The sequence below is a fragment of the Zobellella maritima genome (assembly GCF_003075035.1).
Lineage (GTDB): Bacteria > Pseudomonadota > Gammaproteobacteria > Enterobacterales > Aeromonadaceae > Oceanimonas > Oceanimonas maritima.
In genome coordinates this window covers 2,221,306-2,242,302 of sequence record NZ_QCZE01000001.1, presented here as the reverse complement: position 1 = coordinate 2,242,302, position 20,997 = coordinate 2,221,306, and the positions used below count along the sequence as shown (strand labels likewise).

17 protein-coding genes are annotated in these 20,997 nt (G+C 59.1%); 13 read left to right on the top strand and 4 right to left on the bottom strand.

All coding sequences use genetic code 11. The features are described from left to right. The first annotated feature begins 31 nt into the window (after nucleotides 1-31). A complete protein-coding gene (locus DCS96_RS10310) occupies nucleotides 32-727 on the top strand; it encodes a GntR family transcriptional regulator (protein WP_157953619.1) in 696 nt (231 codons plus the stop codon). Between the two features lie 60 nt (nucleotides 728-787). Here DCS96_RS10310 and DCS96_RS10305 read toward each other — a convergent pair whose 3' ends face one another. Together DCS96_RS10305 and DCS96_RS10300 are read right to left on the bottom strand one after the other, a co-directional pair. Then, a complete protein-coding gene (locus DCS96_RS10305; RefSeq protein ID WP_116474179.1) occupies nucleotides 788-2,254 on the bottom strand; it encodes a chlorohydrolase family protein in 1,467 nt (488 codons plus the stop codon). A gap of 229 nt (nucleotides 2,255-2,483) precedes the next feature. Beyond that, nucleotides 2,484-3,674 (bottom strand): amidohydrolase family protein, encoded by a 1,191-nt coding sequence (locus DCS96_RS10300; protein ID WP_116474178.1) that lies wholly within the window; start codon nucleotides 3,672-3,674, stop codon nucleotides 2,484-2,486. 327 nt (nucleotides 3,675-4,001) lie between these two features. Between DCS96_RS10300 and DCS96_RS10295 the strand changes: the two genes are divergently transcribed. From DCS96_RS10295 to DCS96_RS10250, 10 genes are all read left to right on the top strand, one after another. Continuing rightward, entirely contained in the window at nucleotides 4,002-5,597 is a 1,596-nt protein-coding gene (locus DCS96_RS10295) for an ABC transporter substrate-binding protein (protein WP_198649996.1), read from the top strand. Between the two features lie 234 nt (nucleotides 5,598-5,831). Next, nucleotides 5,832-7,418 carry an ABC transporter substrate-binding protein gene (locus tag DCS96_RS10290; RefSeq protein ID WP_116474177.1) on the top strand — a complete coding sequence of 529 codons (1,587 nt, stop codon included), beginning with the start codon at nucleotides 5,832-5,834 and terminating at the stop codon, nucleotides 7,416-7,418. Nucleotides 7,419-7,470: 52 nt separating this feature from the next. Further along, entirely contained in the window at nucleotides 7,471-8,445 is a 975-nt protein-coding gene (locus tag DCS96_RS10285; RefSeq protein WP_198649995.1) for an ABC transporter permease, read from the top strand. Between the two features lie 20 nt (nucleotides 8,446-8,465). Beyond that, on the top strand, nucleotides 8,466-9,449 hold the full coding sequence (locus DCS96_RS10280) for an ABC transporter permease (RefSeq protein ID WP_116474175.1): 984 nt from the start codon (nucleotides 8,466-8,468) through the stop codon (nucleotides 9,447-9,449). Between the two features lie 11 nt (nucleotides 9,450-9,460). Then, nucleotides 9,461-10,459: an ABC transporter ATP-binding protein gene (locus DCS96_RS10275; RefSeq protein ID WP_116474174.1), complete on the top strand. Its 999-nt coding sequence runs from the start codon at nucleotides 9,461-9,463 to the stop codon at nucleotides 10,457-10,459. After that, the gene (locus DCS96_RS10270) at nucleotides 10,459-11,466 is read left to right on the top strand and encodes an ABC transporter ATP-binding protein (RefSeq protein WP_116474173.1); all 1,008 of its coding nucleotides are present in this window, start codon (nucleotides 10,459-10,461) and stop codon (nucleotides 11,464-11,466) included. Before DCS96_RS10275 ends, DCS96_RS10270 begins: the two co-directional genes overlap by 1 nt. A 142-nt stretch (nucleotides 11,467-11,608) precedes the next feature. Beyond that, entirely contained in the window at nucleotides 11,609-11,899 is a 291-nt protein-coding gene (locus DCS96_RS18585; protein WP_157953618.1) for a hypothetical protein, read from the top strand. 44 nt (nucleotides 11,900-11,943) lie between these two features. Beyond that, nucleotides 11,944-13,035 (top strand): 4-hydroxyphenylpyruvate dioxygenase, encoded by a 1,092-nt coding sequence (gene hppD / locus DCS96_RS10260; RefSeq protein WP_198649994.1) that lies wholly within the window; start codon nucleotides 11,944-11,946, stop codon nucleotides 13,033-13,035. A gap of 288 nt (nucleotides 13,036-13,323) precedes the next feature. Continuing rightward, nucleotides 13,324-14,712: a sodium-dependent transporter gene (locus DCS96_RS10255; RefSeq protein ID WP_116474170.1), complete on the top strand. Its 1,389-nt coding sequence runs from the start codon at nucleotides 13,324-13,326 to the stop codon at nucleotides 14,710-14,712. Between the two features lie 312 nt (nucleotides 14,713-15,024). Beyond that, on the top strand, nucleotides 15,025-16,254 hold the full coding sequence (locus tag DCS96_RS10250) for a Glu/Leu/Phe/Val dehydrogenase dimerization domain-containing protein (RefSeq protein ID WP_116474169.1): 1,230 nt from the start codon (nucleotides 15,025-15,027) through the stop codon (nucleotides 16,252-16,254). 33 nt (nucleotides 16,255-16,287) lie between these two features. Here DCS96_RS10250 and DCS96_RS10245 read toward each other — a convergent pair whose 3' ends face one another. Beyond that, complete coding sequence (locus tag DCS96_RS10245; RefSeq protein ID WP_116474168.1) at nucleotides 16,288-16,770, bottom strand: Lrp/AsnC family transcriptional regulator; 483 nt, start codon at nucleotides 16,768-16,770, stop codon at nucleotides 16,288-16,290. A gap of 149 nt (nucleotides 16,771-16,919) precedes the next feature. Here DCS96_RS10245 and hppD (DCS96_RS10240) point away from each other — a divergent pair, with 149 nt between their 5' ends. Both hppD (DCS96_RS10240) and DCS96_RS10235 read left to right on the top strand, forming a co-directional pair. Next, nucleotides 16,920-18,020, top strand: coding sequence for a 4-hydroxyphenylpyruvate dioxygenase (hppD, locus tag DCS96_RS10240; RefSeq protein WP_232818220.1), 1,101 nt, complete (start codon nucleotides 16,920-16,922; stop codon nucleotides 18,018-18,020). A 225-nt stretch (nucleotides 18,021-18,245) separates the two neighbouring features. Beyond that, nucleotides 18,246-19,550: a sodium-dependent transporter gene (locus DCS96_RS10235; RefSeq protein WP_456300736.1), complete on the top strand. Its 1,305-nt coding sequence runs from the start codon at nucleotides 18,246-18,248 to the stop codon at nucleotides 19,548-19,550. Nucleotides 19,551-19,663: 113 nt separating this feature from the next. Here DCS96_RS10235 and DCS96_RS10230 read toward each other — a convergent pair whose 3' ends face one another. After that, nucleotides 19,664-20,983 carry an NAD(P)/FAD-dependent oxidoreductase gene (locus tag DCS96_RS10230; RefSeq protein ID WP_116474166.1) on the bottom strand — a complete coding sequence of 440 codons (1,320 nt, stop codon included), beginning with the start codon at nucleotides 20,981-20,983 and terminating at the stop codon, nucleotides 19,664-19,666. Nucleotides 20,984-20,997 lie beyond the last annotated feature (14 nt).

Below are 20,997 nucleotides of genomic sequence, written 5' to 3'. Positions count from 1 at the left end.
CAGCGGTGTTTTTTGGGTGTTGGAGCGACCATTGTCAACTGCAAAGAAAAAGGAAATCCGTCGTATCGTCGCGGCGATAGGCCAGGCCATTGTCGAGCAACGCCTTGCCCCCGGCACCCGTCTGGTCGAGCTCAAGCTGTCCGATGCCCTGAACGCCAACCGCAACCATGTGCGCGATGCCTTGCTGGAACTCAGTCATCAGGGATTGGTCAGCATAGTGGTCAACAAAGGGGCCATGGTAGCCTGCCCCAGCCAGCAGGAAGCCGCCGATGTGTTTGTCGTGCGCCAGCTGCTGGAGGCGGAGGCGATTGCGCTTGCCGCCGGCAGGGCCAAACAGGCCGATCTGGCCGTGCTTAAAAAGCTGATCGAAGACGAAAGGCAGGCGGTGGAAGAGGGCAAACGACCCGCTGCCGTGCAGCTGGCCGCGCGTTTTCATCTCGAGCTGGCACGTATCGCGGGCAACCAGGTGTTATCCGAGATGCTGGAACGGCTGGTGGCCAGATGTTCGCTGATCGTCAGCATGTATCAGAAGGACAGCCGGGCCCATGAATGCCATTGTGACGAACACAGCCATCTGCTCGAGTTGCTGGCAGCCGGTGATGTGGAAGCCGCGGTGCTGTCAATGCGTCAGCATCTGGACAACCTGGAGTCCAGCCTGGATCTGACCCAGGAGGAAGAGCAGGCCACCGACTTTGTGGCCCTGTTTGCCGAACAGCGGACTGGCTGAAGGCCGGTTTTAACCCTATGAGTGTCCTGCAAACATGCCCCTGGCGGCGGGGCATGCGGCTCAGCCTCGGCTGGTCGGAAACGAGGGGGGGAAGATCTCCGCCAGCGGCGGATGCCGGTGGCTGCGTTCCGGGTAGCTGGCGATAAAGCCCTCGAACTGCTGCTGGGCCTGGTGATGCAGCTGCTGCAGGTCCAGATTGAGCTTTACCAGCCGGCCGTCCCATACCACCTTGTCGCCGTTGACGATCACCCCCTTGATATCCCGTCCGTTGCCGTTGATCACCAGGGCCGTGATGGGATCGAATACCTGGCCGGTGTGGATACGGTCGAAGTCGAACACCATGATATCGGCCTTGGCGCCCGGGCAGAGCCGGCCTATGTCCTCCCGGCCCAGGGCCCGGGCCCCGCCCAGGGTAGCCATATTGTAATAGTCCGCCGCCGAGGCCTCGGTGATATCAGCGCTGCTCACCCGGCTGAGCATGGCGCCCACATGCATGTTCTGGATCATGTCCGGCGGGAAGGTATCGGTACCCAGGCTGATGTTGATACCGGCCTCCCGGAAGCGGCTGACGCCGTTGAAGTATTTTCCATGGCGGCCGGCCACCAGCGGGCAAATCACCGCGTTGGCACCACTTTGGCCGAGTAATGTCAGCTCCCGCCGGATTTTCTCGGGGGTGGCATGTTTGCCACCCAGCAACTGCAGGTGGGGCAGCAGCAGGCGGTGATCGAGCAGCTCATTCTCGGCCATCAGCTCTACCGACGACATGCCGTTATGCAACTGGTGCACCATCTCCAGTTCGAACTCGCCCTGGCAGCTGTGCAGCCGGGCGGGGCAATCCAGGGCGCGCATGGCCTTGGCGGTCTGGCGTAGCAGTTCGGGAGTACAGCCCTCGATGCGGTCCGGAGCCAGCATGCCCATTATGGTGTCATCGTACTGATCGAGCCGCTCTACGTAGCGTACCGCCTCTTCCAGCCCCTTGAGTCCCCGTTGTTCGTCGAAGCGCATGGTGAAGCTGGCATCCGGGTTGACCACACCGTAGCCCGACATGTAGGCCGGCCCCAAATAGGCGCGCACCCCCAGTCCGGTGGCGATATCGGCGGCGCGGCGGAATTCGTCGGCGGTTTCGGCCCACTCCCGGTACAGGATGGAGGTGATCGGCGCTATGGTGGTGATGCCATTCAACAGCAGCTGGCTGAAGGCATAGCGCTTATTGAAGTCCAGCTCGGCGTCGGTGTAGGTCTCGCGCCGTTGCCAGTCGCTGGCGGGCAGGCGGCCTTTTTTCCAGCCGGGCTGATGGTCGAAGGCGAGCACGGTGGAATCCAGATCGGCGACCGCGTCCAGATCGATAAAGCCGGGGCCGACCAGGGCGTTGCCCATGTTGAGGGTTTCATCGACCGGTTCCTGATAGCCGTGGCCGACAAACAGCACGGTGTTGCCGCGATAGACCAGTTCGCCCTGCTCGTAGATATGGTGGCCGCCGTCCTTGAAACCGATAACGTACTTGGCGGTGATCTTGGTGGTTTTCATTGATTTGTGCTCCGTCAGTGTCTGGTGAGGGAGGATGGGGAGATCCTCCAAGCCGGCCGTTGGCGCCATGGTCGAAAAATGCTCCTGCATTTTCGACATTTCCGCCATCCATGGCGGTCAGATGGCGCCGTCGAGCCCCCAGGGAGGGGGTTACGGCGAGTCGGCGTGAGGACTCCCTATCCGCTCCTGCGCGCCATTAAATAGCATGGTGGCTAGCGTATGAGTCTGTTCAAAACAGGCATTCGCCCCGGTCGGCGACCAGCCTGCCGGCCTTGAACACGGTGCGGGCCAGCGGCGGCTCGACGATGGCTTCGGCCGCCACCTTTGCATCCACCAACACCAGATCCGCTTGACAGCCCGCCGCCAGGCCATAGTCTTTCAGCCCCATCACCTCGGCGCCGCCATAAGTAATGGCATGCAGCGCCTGGGCCAGTTCCCTGTCCTGGCGCCAGCGGTATCTGAGCCCCATCAGCATGGCCCGCTGCAGCATGTCCCCATTGCCGTAGGGGCTCCAGGTGTCGCGGATGCCGTCGTTGCCGGCGGTCACCTTCACGCCGGCTGCGCGCAGTTTTTCATAGGGTGGGACGTTGCGATTGGCCGGCGCCGTGGTGGCGATGGCGATATCCGCCCGGGCCAGCCCTTCGATCAGCTTGTCCTGATAGGCCGTGTCCACCTCGCCCAGGCAGAAGGCGTGGCTGATGGTGACCTTGCCCTGCAGGCCCAGGGCAAGGGTCCGCTCTGTCATCAGCTCGACCGAGAAAGCGCCCAGCTCACCGGCCTCGTGGAGATGCAGATCGACGCCCTTGCCGTATCGGGTGGCCAGCTCGAACACTGCATCGATATGGGCCACAGGATTGCGTTCGAAGGAGGAGGGGTCTATGCCGCCCACATAATCGGCGCCCAGCCTGATCGCTTCTTCCATCAGCGCCAGTGTGCCGGGGCGGCCCAGCATGCCGCTCTGGGGGAAGCAAACCGTCTCTATGTAGAGTTGTCCGGCCAGCTTGTCCTTGGTGGCCAGTACCCCTTCCATATGTTTAAGGCCGATTTCCGTATCCACATCGATATGGGTGCGGATATGGGTGGTGCCCCGTGCGATGGCCTGCCGGGCGATGCGCTCGGATTGCTGACAGGGATCAAATGCCTGTTGCCGACGGAAGTTGCGTTCGTTTTCGATGATGGCGGGCAGTTCCCTGGGCACCTGATTCTCATACCAGTCCATGCCCCACAGGGATTTGTCGATATGGGCGTGACCGTCGATAAAGCCGGGCAGTGCCAGGCGTTGATGGCCTTCCAGCAGTTTGGCGCCGGTGGGTAACGGAATTTGCGCGTCGATACGGACTATCCGGCCTTCCTCGATCAGGATATCCCGGCTCTCTTGCTGTCCTGCGAGACGGACCTGGCTGATCAGTGTGGTTGTCATGCTTGCTCCCTGTTGGTCCTATAAATGTCGAATCTCTTGTGTTCGGATGTCTTGCTGCTGACACCGTCCGGCCGATGGAATGAATGCTTGTAGGACAGCCGGATAGGCGAGGTATCAGCGAGATAACACAGGGGGAATCTTACCGGGCCAAGACCGGCAGTTTTGGGATTGTTATCACAAATAAATTAAATTGTTAGCAATATATGGTATTTATTAATCTCATTTGTTCTCTCTTTGTTATAGATTGTGGCTGAGCAGGTTAACTCACTGCTGGTAATGCGGTCACCTCAGCAGGGGCCACAACATGTTCACTCACAGGGATGATTGATGATGAAATTAAAGACGATTGCCGCCTGCTTGCTGGCCGCCAGCTGCAGCCTGACCGCCCAACAGGCGCAGGCCGAGAATGTGGTGCGCTGGGCTCAGCAGGGAGATATTCCCACCCTGGACCCCTATGCCTTTGCCTCCACGCCGGCGCTGGCGTTCCAGAACCATATCTATGAAGGCCTGGTGCAATGGAACGAGCAACTGGAAATGTCACCGGCCCTGGCGACCCACTGGGAACAGCTGGACGACACCAGCATCCGCTTTTACCTGCGGGAGGGCGTTCGCTTCCACAACGGCAACAGTTTCAATGCCGATGATGTGGTGGCCTCCATCGCCCGGGTCACCCATCCTGATTCGGGTATCCGCGGCAATGCCTCTTCCATCAAGGATGCCGTCAAGGTGGACGACTATACGGTTGACATTCGTCTGAGTGGCAAGTCGCCCATCGCCCTGAACGAATTGACCGGTATCCTGATGATGGACAAGGAGTGGCTGGAAGAGCACCAGGCCACCGAGCCCACCAGCATGACCAAGGGCACCGAGGGGTATGCGACCAACCACACCAACGGCACCGGTCCTTTCATACTGGAAAGCCGGCGTCGCGACGCCGAGATGGTGCTGATCAAAAACGGGGACTGGTGGCAGTCTGAGCAGAACGCTCATAACATCGACCGCATCGTGTTTAGTCCGGTTGCGTCCGAGTCTACCCGCCTGGCCGGCATGCTGGCCGGTGAATTCGATCTGGTCAGCGACATTCCCCTGCAGGATCTGCCCCGGCTGGAAAAGGAAAAAGGCATAGACGTCAAGGTCCGGCCTTCCCTGCGGGTCATGTTCCTTACCCTGAACATGAATGACGAGCTGAATGCGGGCAATGTGGACGGCAAGAACCCGCTGCAGGATCAGCGTGTGCGCCAGGCCCTGCATATGGCCATCGACCGGGAGGCCATCGTCAAGAAGATCATGCGCGGCATGACCGAGGTGGCCAACACCTATGTGGCACCAGCCATCGCCGGCTATGACCCAGAGCGAGCCATCCAGCATGGTTATAATCCCCAAAAGGCCAAGCAGTTGCTTGCCGAAGCCGGCTATCCGGACGGCTTCAAGCTGGCCTTCGACTGCGAGCAGGGCTACTACCTGAATGCGGAGCAGTGGTGTCAGGCGGTGCAGCGCTACTGGTCCAAGGTGGGAGTGAAAACCAACCTGAATATGCATACTCGCAGCGTCTATTCCCAGATTCGAGACAATGGCCGCACCGACGTGGCGGTACTGGGCTGGGCCAACCTGCCGCTTTATGATGCCTACAGCATCAACCAGCAGCTGCTCCATTCCAAGGACGGCGGCATCTACGGCGCCTTCAACATTCCCCGCTATCGGAATGACACCATCGACACCCTGATTGAACGGTCTTCCTCGGAGCAGGATCAGCCGACCCGAACCCGGCAGATGGCAGACGTGCTCGCCAAAGCACAGCAGGAGCTGCCCTTCCTGCCCCTGCACTTCGAGCCCATGGCCTGGGCCACCTCCGACAAGCTGACCATCACCCAGAACCCCGACAATATAGTCCGGCTCTGGTACGCCAGCATCAAGCAAAGTTGAGCCTCTGCCAGGCCATCCGGGTTCCGGGTGGCCTGGCGATGCAGATCATGCGGGAAAGGCGTGATTTTCTGTTTGTTATCACAAATATTAAAATTGCTAGCAATTTGGCGTCTATTTTGTAAAAAGAGTGAGTATGTCATGTTATAAGAAATGACCGGCAGGTTTGAGACCTGCCCACATGACTCCAAGGCCGGCATCACCCGGTCGGTACTTCTCTCACAGGGATGATTGATAATGAAATTAAAGACACTGGCGACCTGCCTGATGGCCGCTTCCCTTGGCCTGACGGCGCAACAGGCGCAAGCCGAAAACGTGGTGCGTTGGGCCCAGCAAGCCGATATTCCTACCCTGGATCCCTATGCTTTCGCGTCAACGCATGCGCTGAGCTTTCAGAACCATATCTATGAGGGCCTGGTGCAGTGGAACGACAACCTGCAGCTGGAGGCTACCCTGGCCAGTCGCTGGGAGCAGCTGGATGATACTACTCTTCGTTTCTACCTGAACAAGGGCATCAAGTTTCATAACGGCAATGATTTTAATGCCGATGATGTGGTGGCCTCCATCGCCCGGGTAACCCACCCGGATTCGGGGATCCGCGGAAATGCCTCTTCTCTGAGGGAGGCAGTCAGGGTGGATGACTACACGGTTGATATCCGGTTGAACAGCAAGTCACCCATCGCCCTTAATGAGCTGTCTGGTGTCTTGATGATGGACAAGGAGTGGCTGGAAGAGCACCAGGCGACCCTGCCCACCAGCATGAGCAAGGGTACCGAGGGCTATGCCACCAACCATACCAACGGCACCGGCCCCTTCAGGCTGGAAAGCCGGCGCCGCGACGCCGAAATGGTCTTGGTCAGGAATGACAACTGGTGGCGGGCAGAACAGGCAAAGCACAATATTGACCGCATTATCTTCCAGCCGGTGTCGTCTGACGCCACCCGTCTGGCGGGCATGTTGTCTGGCGAGTTTGACCTGGTCAATGATGTGCCATTGCAGGATTTGCCCCGGTTGGAAAGGGAGAAAAGTATCGAGGTCAAGGTCCGGCCGTCACTGCGAGTGGATTACCTGTCGCTGAATATGGCCGACGAGCTGAATGCGGGCAATGTGGACGGCAGGAACCCGCTGCAGGATCAGCGTGTGCGCCAGGCCCTGCATATGGCCATCGACCGGGAGGCGATCGTTAAGAAGATCATGCGCGGCATGACCGAAGTGGCCAACACCTATGTGGCACCCGGTATCGCCGGTTATGACGCCGAACGCAGAATTGAGCTTGGCTATGATCCCAATCAGGCGAAGCTATTGCTGGCCGAGGCTGGTTATCCAGATGGTTTCAAACTGAACTTCGACTGCGTGCAGGGTGCCTACCTGAATGCGGAGCAGTGGTGTCAGGCGGTGCAGCGGTACTGGTCCAAGATAGGTGTAGAAACCAACCTGAACATGCATACCCGCAGTGTCTATTCCCAGATCCGCGATAACGGCCGTACCGATGTAGCGGTACTGGGCTGGGCTAACCTGCCGTTGATCGATGCCTACAGCATCAACCAGCAACTGATCCATTCCAAGGATGACGGTATCTACGGCGCCTTTAATATTCCCCGTTACCAGAATGACACCGTTGATGCGCTGATCGAACAGTCCGCCACCGAGCTGGACAAGCCGACCCGGCTGCAGCTGATGAGCGATGCCCTGGCCCTGGCCCAGGAGGATCTGCCATTTATTCCATTGCATTTTGAACCTGTGGCCTGGGTGACTTCCGACAAGCTGGAGCTCACCCAGAACTCAGACAATGTGGTGCGGCTCTGGTATGCCAACCTGAACTAGGCAACAAGGGCTTACGGACCCCTAATCCGCTATTGCAAATCAAAGGAGTGAAATGATGTTGGCTTTTACCATACAGCGGCTGATACAGGCCTGCGGGCTGATGCTGACGGTGGCGCTGATCGCCTTTACCATGTTCCAGTTTGTCGGTGATCCCATCGATGGCATGTTGCCGGAAAGTGCGACCCAGCTGGAGCGGGATCAGCTGCGTGAAAAGCTGGGCCTGAACGACAGCGTGATCACCCAGTACGGCCGTTTTGTCGGCAATATCGCCCAGGGTGATTTCGGGATTTCCTACTACAACAAGATGGACGTGCTCAACCTGATCCTGGAGCGGCTGCCCGCTACCCTGGAGCTGGTGTTCGTGGCGGTGATCATCTCGCTGCTGGTGGGGTTGCCCGCCGGGGTCTGGGTGTCTTTGTCACGTAACAAGTGGATGACCAGCCTGGTGCAGACCGTTTCCCTGATCGGCGTGTCCCTGCCCAGCTTTATTGCCGGTATCGTGCTGATCATCGTGTTTTCGGTCTGGCTGGGCTGGCTGCCTTCCCACGGCCGGGGCGACATAGTGGAGTTCGGCTGGTGGAGCAGCGGCCTGTTCAGCCAATCGGGCTGGGCGTCGATTATTCTGCCGGCACTGTCATTGGCGCTGTTTATGATCACCATGATCATGCGTCTGGTGCGCAGCGAGATGAAAGAGGTTCTGCGCACCGATTACATCAAGTTCGCCAAGGCCAGGGGTATTAAACAACGCAGCATCAACTACACCCATGCCCTGCGCAATTCCCTGCTACCTGTGATTACCATCATCGGCCTGCAGATCGGCGGCCTGATCGCCTTCGCGGTGGTCACCGAAACCGTCTTCCAGTGGCCCGGGATGGGGCTGTTGTTTATCCAGGCGGTGAACTACGTGGATATACCGGTAATTTCCGCATATCTGGTGTTCATCTCCCTGATTTTTATCTGCATCAATACCCTGGTCGATATCCTCTACCGGGTCATTGATCCGCGTTTGAAAACCGCTGACCGCTAAGCACAAGGACGAGGTAACCCATGGCTATCAATACCACCAAGGCGGCCCTGACCGGCCAGAGCAGCTCCAGCCCGGGGAGGCTGCAAAAAATATGGCAACAGCTGCTGGTCGCCTACGACAGCGACATCGCCTATAACTTCCGGACTTCCCGGCTGACGGTATTTGCCACCGCCGTGCTGATGCTGCTGCTGGTTGCGGGCATAGGGGCATCTTTCCTGGCCCATTATGATCCCTTCGACATGGCGGCCTTCGATCTGATGGATTCCGAGCTGCCGCCCTTCTGGGTGGAAGGGGGCGAGGCCCGCTTCTGGCTGGGAACCGATATCCAGGGCCGGGATGTGTATTCGCTGATCCTCCATGGCCTGCAGGTATCGCTGATTGTCGGTTTCATCAGCGTGCTTTGCGCCATGGCCCTGGGTGTGACCCTGGGTGTGGTCAGCGGCTATTTCGGCGGCATGGTCGATGCTCTGATCATGCGCCTGGCGGACGCCATGCTCAGCTTCCCCACCATTATGTTTGCGCTGCTGGTCAGCGGCGCGGCCCGTGGCCTGCTGCCCCAGGGAATGCATGACCAGATGGCGGTCTACATCATCGTTATCTCCATCACCCTGACCGGCTGGATGCAATATGCCCGTACCGTGCGCGGCTGTACCCTGCAGGAAGGCAACAAGGAATATGTGCAGGCCGCCAAGGTGATGGGCAGCAGCAATATGCGCATCATGTTCCTGCATATCCTGCCCAATGTGCTCAGCCCGGTACTGGTGCTGGCCACCCTGCATCTGGCGTTGGCGGTGCTGACCGAGGCGACCCTGTCGTTCCTCGGGGTCGGCATGCCGCCGCATCAGCCTTCGCTCGGTACCCTGATCAATGAAGGCAACCGATACCTGTTCTCCGGTCAGTGGTGGGTGGTGGTGTTCCCCTCCCTGGTGCTGGTGGTGCTGGCCCTGTCGGTCAACCTGGTCGGTGACTGGCTGCGCGACGCCCTCAATCCCAAGCTGCGTTAAGGAGCAAGACAATGGAAAATGTGAGCAACAACCGCGGTGAGGTAATACTGGAAGTCGATGATCTGTGCATCGAGTTCTCCCACCGCAAGGGTAACCTGAAGGCGATACAGCATGTGTCGTTCGAGATGCGCAAGGGCGAGATCCTCGGCGTGGTGGGTGAGTCGGGTGCCGGCAAGTCGTTGACCGGCTCGGCGATCACCGGATTGCTGGAAGCGCCGGGACACATTGCCAGCGGCGAGATCCGCCTCTATGGCGAACGCATCGACAACCTGGACGAAGATCAGCGCCGCCTGCTGCGTGGCAAGGAGATCGGCGCCATCTTCCAGGATCCGCTGACCAGCCTGAACCCGGTACTGACGGTCGGCAAACAGCTTATCGAAACCATTCAGACCCATTTGCCGCTGTCACACGAGCAGGCTCGCCAGAAGGCGCTTGCGCTGATGAAGGAAGTGGGCATACCGGCGGCCGAGCAGCGTATCGATCAGTATCCCCATCAGTTTTCCGGCGGCATGCGTCAGCGCATTGTGATCGCCCTGGCACTCTGTGTCGAACCCAAGGTCATTATCGCCGACGAACCGACCACGGCGCTGGATGTATCGGTACAGGCCCAGGTATTGCAGCTGCTGCGCCGGCTGTGCAAGCAGCATGATGCCTCTGTGATGCTGGTGACCCATGATATGGGGGTGATCGCCGAGATCTGCGATCGGGTGGCGGTGATGTATGCGGGGCGGCTGGTGGAAATAGGCCCGGTCGAGGCGGTACTCAAGTCGCCGAGCCATCCCTATACGATCGGGCTGATGGGCTCGATCCCGCGTATCGGGGTACGCGAGCCCCGCCTGTCCCAGATCCCCGGATCCATGCCTCGGCTCAACGCCATCCCCCAGGGGTGCGCCTTTAACCCGCGTTGCCCGAACAGCAGCGGCGAATGTCGGCAACATGAGCCGGTACTGGAAACGGTCGGTAACTCCCGGGTTGCCTGTCTGAAAGTCATGCAAGAGGAGCTGGTGTAATGAGCGAGATGATCGAAGAAAGAAGCCTGCTTGAGGTACGTAACCTGCATATCAAGTTCGATATCTCCAGGCCGCTGATGCACCGGCTGTTGAACCGGGCTGAAAAAACCTATGTACATGCGGTACGTGGTATCGACTTCAGCATCCGCCGGGGCGAGACCTTCAGTCTGGTGGGCGAGTCCGGCTGTGGCAAGTCGACGGTGGCTCGGTTGCTGTCGGGTCTGTACCAGCCCACCGACGGCGATATCAGCTATCAGGGCACCATGCTGGCCGGGGCCAGCCGCGAGCAGCGCCAGTACATCCGCCGCCGTTGTCAGATGATCTTCCAGGATCCGTTCGCCAGTCTCAATCCGCGCTGGAAGGTGGATCGCATCATCGCCGAGCCGCTGGTGCTGTTTGGCATGATCAGCAGCCGGGAAGAGGGCCGCAGGCGGGTCGGCCAGTTGCTGGAGCAGGTGGGGTTGGCGGCATCGGATATGGACAAGTTTCCCCACGAATTTTCGGGTGGCCAGCGTCAGCGCATCTCCATCGCCCGGGCCCTGGCCGGCGAGCCCGAGTTTCTGATCTGCGATGAGCCGACCTCGGCGCTGGATGTCTCGGTACAGGCTCAGGTGCTCAACCTGATGAAGGATCTGCAGGACGAGCTGGGGCTGACCTACCTGTTTATAAGCCATGATATGTCGGTGGTGTCCCACTTCTCCGATCGGGTCGGCATCATGTATCTGGGTCGGCTGGTGGAGGTGGGCACGGTAGAGGAAGTATTCAACCGGCCCCGCCACCCCTACACCCGCATGCTGATGGACGCCATTCCCAGCATGGATGTCATCCACAAGGAGCGGACCCCGGTCACCGGCGAGGTGCCCAACCCCATCTCGCCGCCTTCCGGCTGTGCCTTTCATCCCCGGTGTGCCCTTGCTACCGATAAGTGCAAACAGGCGACCCCGGCGGTAGTGGATATCAGCGCCACCCAGCAGGTGGCCTGTCATTACCCATTATCTATCAGTTAAACAGCTGGTCCTGACTGCATGGGGCGGCAGTCAGGATCTGACAGACAACTTCTCTGCGTCAGTGGGCGGCAATGCTCCTGCTATGCCGGCATGTCCGTCATTCATGGCGGTCAGGTGACGCAGAGCAGCCCACAGATAATCAATGGCAAGCCAGCGTCCTGTCCTGACTGCTGTCGCCGCCGCTCCCAATACTTTTATTTCTGCAATGCCCTGCTCCGGCCTGAAAGCGCTCCGGTCATTCCGGAATGTGACCATAACCTCTTCCCCCCATACCGCTGATAATCGGGCAGTCAGATACAGCCGCTTCGTTTACTGCGTGTTTCTCGCGATATACCTCATCGCAATGCAACAACTGCGCAAAACAATTCATTTTTTGGCAACAAGTTGCAAACAAATGCTGTTCTCCATGCTTTATGCTGTTTCTGTCTTGTGAATTGGCACACAGATGGATGCCTTTTGCTATTACGGAGAATAATGATGATGACAGATACCCCGGTTCAGACAAAAACTGCTATATGGGATAACCCCTTGGGAACGGACGGATTCGAGTTCGTGGAATACGCCTCCAACCAGCCGGAACAGTTGGCGCAATTGTTTGAACGCATGGGCTTTGTGGCCATCGCCAAACACAGGAGCAAGGATGTCACCCTGTATCGCCAGGGCGACGTCAACTTTATCCTCAATGCCGAGCCGAACAGCCAGGCCCACCGGTTTGCCGGTGCCCATGGTCCCTGTGCCAATGCCATGGCGTTCCGGGTCAAGGATGCGGCGGGTGCCATCAAGCGGCTGGCGGCTAACGGAGCCACGGTGGTGGAATCGGGCGCCGGACCCATGGAACTGCATATTCCGGCCATCGAGGGCATTGGCGGCTCGCTTATCTACTTGGTTGATCGCTACGGCGAGCAGAGCATCTATGACGTGGACTTCCGCCCTATCCCCGGCGTGGATCAGCATCCCCAGGGAGTGGGCCTGACCTATATCGATCACCTGACCCACAATGTGGCCATGGGCAACATGGACCTCTGGTCCGGTTTCTATGAAAAACATTTCAACTTCCGGGAAATTCGCTACTTCGATATCGAAGGCAAGCTCACCGGCCTGAGATCCCGGGCCATGACCAGCCCTTGCGGCAAGATCCGTATCCCGATCAACGAATCCGCCGATGAAAAGAGCCAGATCGAAGAATTCCTGCAGCAATACAAGGGGGAGGGTATCCAGCATATCGCCCTGGGCACCCGGGATATCTACCGCGCGGTGGAAACCCTGCGGGCCGGCGACATGAGCTTTATGACCACCCCCGACACCTATTACGACAAGCTCGATACCCGGTTGCCCGGCCACGGCGAGGATGTAGCCCGTCTGCGACATAACCATATCCTGATGGACGGTGCGCCGACCCAGGGCCAGGGACTGCTGCTGCAGATCTTCACCGATACGGTGATCGGACCCATCTTCTTCGAAATTATCCAGCGCAAGGGTAACGAGGGTTTCGGCGAGGGTAACTTCCAGGCGCTTTTCGAGTCTATCGAAGAGGATCAGATCCTCCGCGGCGTGCTCAAGGCCGAATAAGTTCTTATTTTGAACACAGCCCCTGTTTCATGCTTGAAACAGGGGCCAATTAAATAAGAGATTTTAATACCGCCGCATGTCGGGCAGAAGTCAGCAGCAGATAAGCAGACCCTCTGCGCCAGGGATGGCGCAGCGGAGCCCCATGGATGGATGGCGTGTTGGCGTTCTGTCCTGACTTCTGTAGCACGATTAGGAACGGTTATTTAGCGGACAGGAGATCGACCGACTCCGGAATTTCTATCCGGGGTGGCGGCTCCTGTCCTGGTACAGCGAAAAGGAGGATAAGCTGTGTCTGTGGTAGCAACGAATGTTCAGGGTAAAGCACAAGCCGGGGCCAGCCCCGCATTATGGTCCGGCCGGTTTGCCTTTATTATGGCGGCAGTGGGGTCGGCGGTGGGACTCGGCAATATCTGGAAGTTTCCCTATATCACAGGCGAGAACGGCGGCGGCGCCTTCGTACTGGTGTACCTGGCCTGTATCGCCATTATTGGTCTGCCGATCATGATGTCCGAGGTGATGCTGGGACGGCGGGGTGGCAAGAGCCCGATCGGTGCCATGGCGGCGGTGGCCGATTACGAAGGCCGCAGCCGCGGCTGGGCCGGTATCGGCGTTATGGCGACCCTGGCGGCATTTTTAATCCTGTCTTTTTACAGTGTGATTGCCGGTTGGACCATGCCCTACATAGTCGAGGCGTTCAGCGGTGGGTTTGAAGCCATTGCCGCCGAGGAATCCGGGGCCATGTTTGGCGGCCTGCTGGCCTCACCGGGCCAGCTGCTGTTGTGGCATACGGTGTTTATGGGGCTGACGGTGCTGGTGTCCGCCGGCGGCGTACGTCACGGTTTGGAACGGGCGGTCACCTGGCTGATGCCGGCGCTGTTCGTGCTGTTGCTGATCCTGGTGGGCTATGCCATGACCACAGGTCACTTCGGCGAGGCGGTCGGTTTCCTATTCAAGCCCGATTTCTCCAGCCTGACCGCCGAATCCATCCTGGTTGCACTCGGTCATGCCTTTTTCACTCTGAGCCTGGCCAGTGGTGCCATGATGGCCTACGGCGCCTACCTGAAAAAAGACATTTCCATCGCTCGCACCTCGGTGACGGTGGCGGTTATGGATACAGGGGTGGCGCTGCTGGCGGGACTGGCGATTTTCCCCATCGTCTTCGCTCATGGCCTGGAGCCGGGGGCAGGACCGGGGCTAATCTTCGTCACCTTGCCGGTGGCCTTCGGGCAGATGCCGGGCGGCAGCTTCTTTGCCACCCTGTTCTTCGTACTGCTGTTGTTTGCGGCCTGGACTTCGTCGATATCCATGCTGGAGTCACTGGTCAGCTACCTGAACGAAAAAGGCGTGAACCGGGTCAAGGCTGCGGTGGGCGGCGGGATTGCCGCCTGGTTGGTGGGCATTACTACCGTACTGTCGCTTAACCTGTGGTCGGACGTGACCCCGCTGGACAGGTGGGCGCAGTTCGAGGGTAAGACACTGTTCGATATCTATGACTATCTGACCGCGAACATCATGATGCCGCTCGGTGCCCTGCTGACCGCCCTGTTTGTCGGCTGGAAGATGAAGCCGGCGCATTCGGCCGCCGAGCTGGGGCGCTGGCACGCCGTCTGGTTCCCGGTGGTGCGCTATCTTTCACCCATCGCGGTACTGATAGTGTTCTATTTCAACCTGAGCTGATCTCCAGTGTCGTTCAGTTAACGGGGCCGGTTGGCGGTCAACCGATCTTCTGCCCCATTGAGGGTGCAGTCGAGCCCCAGGGAACGAGTCTGCTCGCCGTGATAAAGGGGGTCAGCCTGACCGAACATCCCGTGAATGTTCGCAGCAGGCCGAAACAGCCAGTGTTATATCTTCACGGCGGGTCGGTGGAAAGCCAATTCATCCCGTCTACAACTGACTGACAAGCATCGGAGCCACTCCCCTGTTGTTAATGACTTTTCGGGCCGTCCCTCGGCGGCCCCGCCTTTTCTTTGCCTATTTTTGAGGTCCGTGATGAAAACCTTGTTGAAGCAGTTTGAACAGAAAAAACCGGAAATCGTCTTTGAATGGCACGACAGTGAAACCGAAGCCAAAGGCTGGGTGGTGATCAACTCGCTGCGCGGCGGTGCAGCCGGTGGTGGCACGCGTATGCGCAAGGGCCTGGATCGCCACGAAGTGGAATCTCTGGCGAAGACCATGGAAGTGAAATTTGCGGTATCCGGTCCGGCCATCGGCGGCGCCAAGTCGGGTATTGACTTCGATCCCCGGGATCCGCGCCGGGACGGGGTGCTGGATCGCTGGTTCAAGGCGGTGGCGCCCCTGCTCAAGGCCTATTACGGCACCGGCGGCGATCTCAATGTCTGTGAAGTGAAGGATGTGGTACCGCTCACCGAGCGCTATGGCCTCTGGCATCCCCAGGAGGGGGTGGTCAACGGCCATTATCATCCGGGGGTGAGCGAGCAGATCCAGAAGCTGGGGCAGCTGCGCCTGGGGGTGGCCAAAATAGTGGAAGACGGCCGCTACACACCCGAGCCCGAGCGCAAGTACAAGGTGGCCGATTTGATCACCGGCTGGGGGCTGGCCGAGTCGGTACGCCATTATTACGGTATCTATGGGGGCGAACTGGCCGGCAAGCGGGTGATAGTGCAGGGCTTTGGCAATGTGGGGGCGACGGCGGCCTATTACCTGGCCCGGGAAGGTGCCAGCGTGGTCGGTATCATCGACGCCTCCGGCGGGGTGATCTGCCAGCAGGGTCTCGGCTTCGAGCAGCTCAAGCGCCTGTACCTGGACAAACAGGGCAACAAGCTGGTCGGGTCCGAGGTGGTCAGTTTCGAGCAGGCCCAGGACGCCCTGTGGCGGCTGCAGGCCGATATCTTCCTGCCGTGCGCCGCCTCTCGCCTGGTCAGCCAGGCGCATCTGGATGCCCTGATTGAAGGAGGGGTCGAGCTGATTTCATGCGGCGCCAATGTGCCTTTTCAGGATCAGGAAATCTTCTACGGTCCTGTATATCAGAATGCGGATGAACGGCTGAGCGTGATCCCCGACTTTATCGCCAACTGTGGCATGGCCCGTGCCTTTGCCTTCCTGATGCAGACGGACGGCGATATTACCGATGAGGCTATCTTTGAAGATGTCTCCCGGCGCATCGGCGACGCCCTGCAGCGGGTACATAACACCAGCAGCAAGCAAACCCGTATCGCCGCCACTGCCTTTGAAGATACCCTGCGGGAACTGGTGGACTAAGCCATCGGGAAGTCATGGTGCTGCCGGGCCGGCTCAGAGCTCCACCGGCAGCACAGTAGTGCATTTAAGCTGGTCCAGCAGGATATTGGAACGGATATTGGACACCATCTTCAGGTTCAGCAGCTGGTACATCATGAAGTCCGACAGGCTCTTCAGATCGGTGGCCACCACCTTCAGCACATAGTCCGCATCCCCGGTCACACTCCAGCATTCCAGCACCTGGGGATAGTGCACTATGGTATGGCGAAATTCTTCGGCAATACGCTCGCCGTGCCGATCCAGGGTGATGTTGATCAGCGCGGTCACATGCAGGCCGATTTTTTCCGGGTCCAGGTGGGCGACATATTTCTGCACAACCCCCAGCTCTTCCAGCTTTTGTCGTCGCCGCTGACACTGGGACGGCGACAGATGCACCAGTTCGGACAGTTCCACGTTGCTGAGTCGGCCATTTTCCTGCAGTGCCTGCAGCAGCCGGGCATCCTGGCGATCCAGTTCTACTTCCTGCGAGTTTTTCACGATAAATCACACTCATACGCAACATACGTGCAAAAAGCTAAACTTATGTGTAGCAAGTTGCAAACAAATTATTCGTTTACGCGTTGTGCTGCTGCTGTGTTGTGATGCAGCACGCAGATAGATGATTTTGGCTATGAAGGAGAATAATGATGATGAGTAATCTCCATACTCCGGCAAAAGCGTCTATATGGGAAAACCCCATGGGCACGGACGGCTTCGAGTTCGTGGAATATGCCTCCAACCAGCCGGAACAGCTTGCGCAACTGTTTGAACGACTGGGCTTTATGGCTATTGCCAGGCACAGGAGCAAGCAGGTGACCCTGTATCGCCAGGGCGATATCAACTTTATCCTCAATGCCGAACCTGACAGCCAGGCCGAGCGGTTTGCCCGGGTGCATGGTCCTTGCGCCAACGCCATGGCGTTCCGGGTCAGGGATGCGGCCGATGCCATCAAGCGGCTTGCGGCCGGGGGGGCCAAGGTCGTGGCTTCGGGTGCCGGCCCCATGGAGCTGCAGATCCCGGCCATCGAAGGCATCGGCGGTTCGCTTATCTACCTGGTCGACCGTTACGGCGAACAGAGTATCTATGACGTCGATTTTCGTCCCATCCCCGGTGCGGAGCCGTGCCCGAAAGGGGTGGGCCTGACCTATATCGATCACTTGACCCATAATGTGGAAATGGGGCATATGGATCTCTGGGCCGGCTTCTATGAAAAACATTTCAATTTTCGGGAGATTCGCTACTTCGATATCGAAGGCAAGCTCACCGGCCTGAGATCCCGCGCCATGACCAGCCCTTGCGGCAAGATCCGTATTCCGATCAACGAGTCCGCCGACGAAAAGAGCCAGATAGCCGAGTTCCTGCAGCAATACCGGGGTGAGGGTATCCAGCATATCGCCCTGGGTACCGATGATATCTACCGTACGGTGGAAACCCTGCGGGCCGGCGGCATGAGCTTTATGAGCACGCCGGATACCTATTACGAAAAGCTTGATGCCCGGCTGCCCGGCCACGGGGAGGATCTGCCCCGGCTGCGTAAAAATCGCATCCTGATGGACGGTGCGCCGACCCAGGGCCAGGGGGTGTTGCTGCAGATCTTCACCGACACCGTGATTGGACCCATCTTCTTCGAGATCATCCAGCGCAAGGGCAACGAGGGCTTTGGGGAGGGTAACTTTCAGGCGCTTTTCGAGTCCATTGAAGAAGATCAGATCCGCCGGGGTGTGCTTAAGCAGGGCGACCCCGGATAAAATTGGGTGATGCAACCAGCATAAATCTGATTTTTCCAGTGGTTGCCATTTTTTATTTTACCCATTAATGGCAAACTAGCAGGACATACTGTCAGCTATCCTTTACACCTGGTGCGAGGGATGGCTGATATTTTTTGGCCAGTGACAGGAGTAGCAATTTCCGTGGCGGAGAATAATCAGCGGGCGGGCAATCCGGCCCAGTGGTCCAGCCGTTTCGCCTTTATCATGGCGGCGGTCGGCTCGGCGGTGGGTCTGGGCAATATCTGGAAGTTTCCCTATATCACGGGCGAGAACGGCGGCGGCGCCTTTGTGTTGGTGTATCTGGCCTGTATCGCCGTGATCGGCCTGCCGATCATGGTCGCCGAGGTGATGCTGGGCCGTCGCGGCGGCAAGAGCCCGATTGGCACCATGGCGATGGTAGCCGGCAGCGAGGGGCGCTCCAGGGGCTGGGCCGGGGTCGGCATCATGGCCACCCTGACCGCCTTTATTATCCTGTCGTTTTACAGCGTGATCGCTGGCTGGACCATGCCCTATATCCTGGCGGCGGTCGGCGGTGAGTTTAGCGGCATAGCGGCGGAGGAGTCCGGTGCCCTGTTCGGCGGCTTGCTGGCTTCACCGGGCCAGCTGCTGCTGTGGCATTCGGTATTTATGGGGCTGACGGTGCTGGTGTCCGCCGGTGGCGTACGGCACGGCCTGGAGCGGGCCGTCACCAAGTTGATGCCGGCGCTGTTTGTGCTGCTGCTGATCCTGGTGGGCTATGCCATGACCACCGGCCATTTCGGTGAGGCGATCGGCTTCCTGTTCCGTCCCGATTTTTCCGCGTTGACCGCCGAAGCGGTACTGGTGGCCCTGGGCCATGCCTTCTTCACCCTTAGCCTGGCCAGTGGCGCCATGATGGCTTACGGCGCCTATCTGAAAAAGGATGTGTCCATCGCCCGCACCTCTGTGGTGGTGGCGTTCATGGACACCGGCGTGGCCTTGCTGGCGGGGCTGGCCATCTTTCCCATCGTGTTTGCCAATGGCCTTGAGCCGGGCGCGGGTCCGGGGCTGATTTTCGTCACCCTGCCGGTGGCCTTTGGCCAGATGCCCGGTAGCAGTTTCTTTGCCACCCTGTTCTTCGTGCTGCTGCTGTTTGCGGCCTGGAGTTCGTCCATTTCCATGCTGGAGTCCCTGGTCAGCTACCTGAACGAAAAGGGCGTCAGCCGGGTGAAAGCGGCGGTGGGCGGCGGCCTGGTGGCCTGGTTGGTGGGCATTACCACAGTGCTGTCGTTGAACGAATGGGCCGGTTTTACCCCGCTTGGTATGTTCGAGCGTTTCGAGGGCAAGACGCTGTTCGATCTTTACGATTACCTGACCGCCAATATCATGATGCCGCTTGGCGCCCTGCTGACCGCCCTGTTCGTGGGCTGGAAAATGAAGCCGGCCCACTCCGCCGCCGAGCTGGGCAGCTGGCACCGGGTGTGGTATCCGGTGGTGCGTTACCTCTCGCCCATTGCCCTGCTGATCGTGTTCTACTTCAACCTGAAGTAAATACGACCGAGAGATACGTATAAGGGCGGCTTGGGCCGCCCTTATACGTTATGTCCTGCTTGTTTAACCGGCGATACCGGCGCCGGAAATGTCCCCGTATTGTTGTGAGTACCTCATATTTCGCCGGCGGCCTTGCCGGACTCGTAATGCAGGCGGATGCGGGCACCCACGGAGCGCAGCGGTTCGGGCGGCACCCAGCTGGGCTGATTGTTCCTGCGGATGAAATCGAGTTGGTCGCTGTCGCGGCCGGCAATCCACTCGGCCAGGTAGTAACCCAGGTAGGTGCCCTTGGCGACCCCGACCCCGTTCATGCCGCTGAGCGCATACAGGCTGTCCGCCGCTTTTTGGAATACCGACTGGTGGTTGAGGGTCATGCACAGCATGCCGCCCCAGGTATATTCGAACTCTAGCCCAGCCAGTTCCGGGAAGCGGGCGGAGAATGAAGCCCTGTGCTGCTGCCAGGCCCGCTCCAGCTTCTGCGGGTCGGTGCGTAGCGAAGTCTCGAAGCTGAAGCTGTTGCGGATAAAGATACGCCGGTCCGGGGTCAGGCGTACCGTGGTGCCGGCCGGATGCGCCGAGGTCAGGCCCCAGGGGGCGATGTCCGGGAAGAGGCGTCCGGCCAGGGACTCGCTCATGGGCCGGGTCAGGCTGGCGTAGGTAAACACCGGCGCCAGCCGCTGCTGAAACAGGCCGAACTCCTCGCCGAATGAATTGGTACTGAGCACCAGGGTTTTGGCTTCTATCTCGCCCCCCAGGAAGCGGGCCCGGTGCGGGTTGCCATATTCGATGCCGGTGACCGGGCTGTTTTCAAACAGGGTCACATTGTCCGGCAGCGCCAGCGCCACCCCCTGGGCCAGGGCCGCCGGGTTCATCAGTATGTTGTCCGGCGTATACACCGCCTTGCGGTAATACCCGGTGCCCAGCCGCTGCTGCAGGGCATTGCCTTCGATCACCTCATAGGCTGTATTCAGTCCATTCAGGGTTCGGGTAAAGCTGTTGATATGGCGCAGGTTGTCGGCTTCATGGGCGGCAAAGTATTTGCCGGCTTTCTGCCAGGCGCAATCTATGCCGTTTTGCCGGCGGATATTGTCCAGACGCTTGATGGCAAAGCGGTTGAGTTGGTAGACCTTTTTGTCCACTTCGGGATCGGCATTGGCATCCAGGTTATGGGGCAGGTCGATAATAAAACCGGCATTCCTGCCCGACGTTCCCTGGCCGACACGCAGGGCATCAACCAGGGCGATGCGACTGTCGGGCCAGAGTTCGGCGAGGCGGCCGGCGGTAGAGAGTCCGCTGAAGCCGGCACCGATGACAAGCACATCGAATTGGTGCTTGCCCTTCAGCCGGGTTCCCCCGGTGCGCCCGGTTAACAATGATGTTTCATACCACCCCAGCTCACCATCGATGGCAGGAAGGCGCTGTATCTTTTTCATGGTCTGGCTCCCGA

Coding starts and splice junctions, on each gene's coding strand:
- DCS96_RS10250 (WP_116474169.1), top strand. CDS start 15,025: ATGAAAACCTTGTTGAAGCAGTTTGAACAGAAAAAACCGGAAATCGTC.
- DCS96_RS10270 (WP_116474173.1), top strand. CDS start 10,459: ATGAGCGAGATGATCGAAGAAAGAAGCCTGCTTGAGGTACGTAACCTG.
- DCS96_RS10300 (WP_116474178.1), bottom strand. CDS start 3,674: ATGACAACCACACTGATCAGCCAGGTCCGTCTCGCAGGACAGCAAGAG.
- DCS96_RS10230 (WP_116474166.1), bottom strand. CDS start 20,983: ATGAAAAAGATACAGCGCCTTCCTGCCATCGATGGTGAGCTGGGGTGG.
- DCS96_RS10280 (WP_116474175.1), top strand. CDS start 8,466: ATGGCTATCAATACCACCAAGGCGGCCCTGACCGGCCAGAGCAGCTCC.
- DCS96_RS18585 (WP_157953618.1), top strand. CDS start 11,609: ATGGCAAGCCAGCGTCCTGTCCTGACTGCTGTCGCCGCCGCTCCCAAT.
- DCS96_RS10290 (WP_116474177.1), top strand. CDS start 5,832: ATGAAATTAAAGACACTGGCGACCTGCCTGATGGCCGCTTCCCTTGGC.
- DCS96_RS10235 (WP_456300736.1), top strand. CDS start 18,246: ATGGCGGCGGTCGGCTCGGCGGTGGGTCTGGGCAATATCTGGAAGTTT.
- DCS96_RS10275 (WP_116474174.1), top strand. CDS start 9,461: ATGGAAAATGTGAGCAACAACCGCGGTGAGGTAATACTGGAAGTCGAT.
- DCS96_RS10285 (WP_198649995.1), top strand. CDS start 7,471: ATGATGTTGGCTTTTACCATACAGCGGCTGATACAGGCCTGCGGGCTG.
- DCS96_RS10295 (WP_198649996.1), top strand. CDS start 4,002: ATGATGAAATTAAAGACGATTGCCGCCTGCTTGCTGGCCGCCAGCTGC.
- hppD (WP_232818220.1), top strand. CDS start 16,920: ATGATGAGTAATCTCCATACTCCGGCAAAAGCGTCTATATGGGAAAAC.
- DCS96_RS10305 (WP_116474179.1), bottom strand. CDS start 2,254: ATGAAAACCACCAAGATCACCGCCAAGTACGTTATCGGTTTCAAGGAC.
- hppD (WP_198649994.1), top strand. CDS start 11,944: ATGATGACAGATACCCCGGTTCAGACAAAAACTGCTATATGGGATAAC.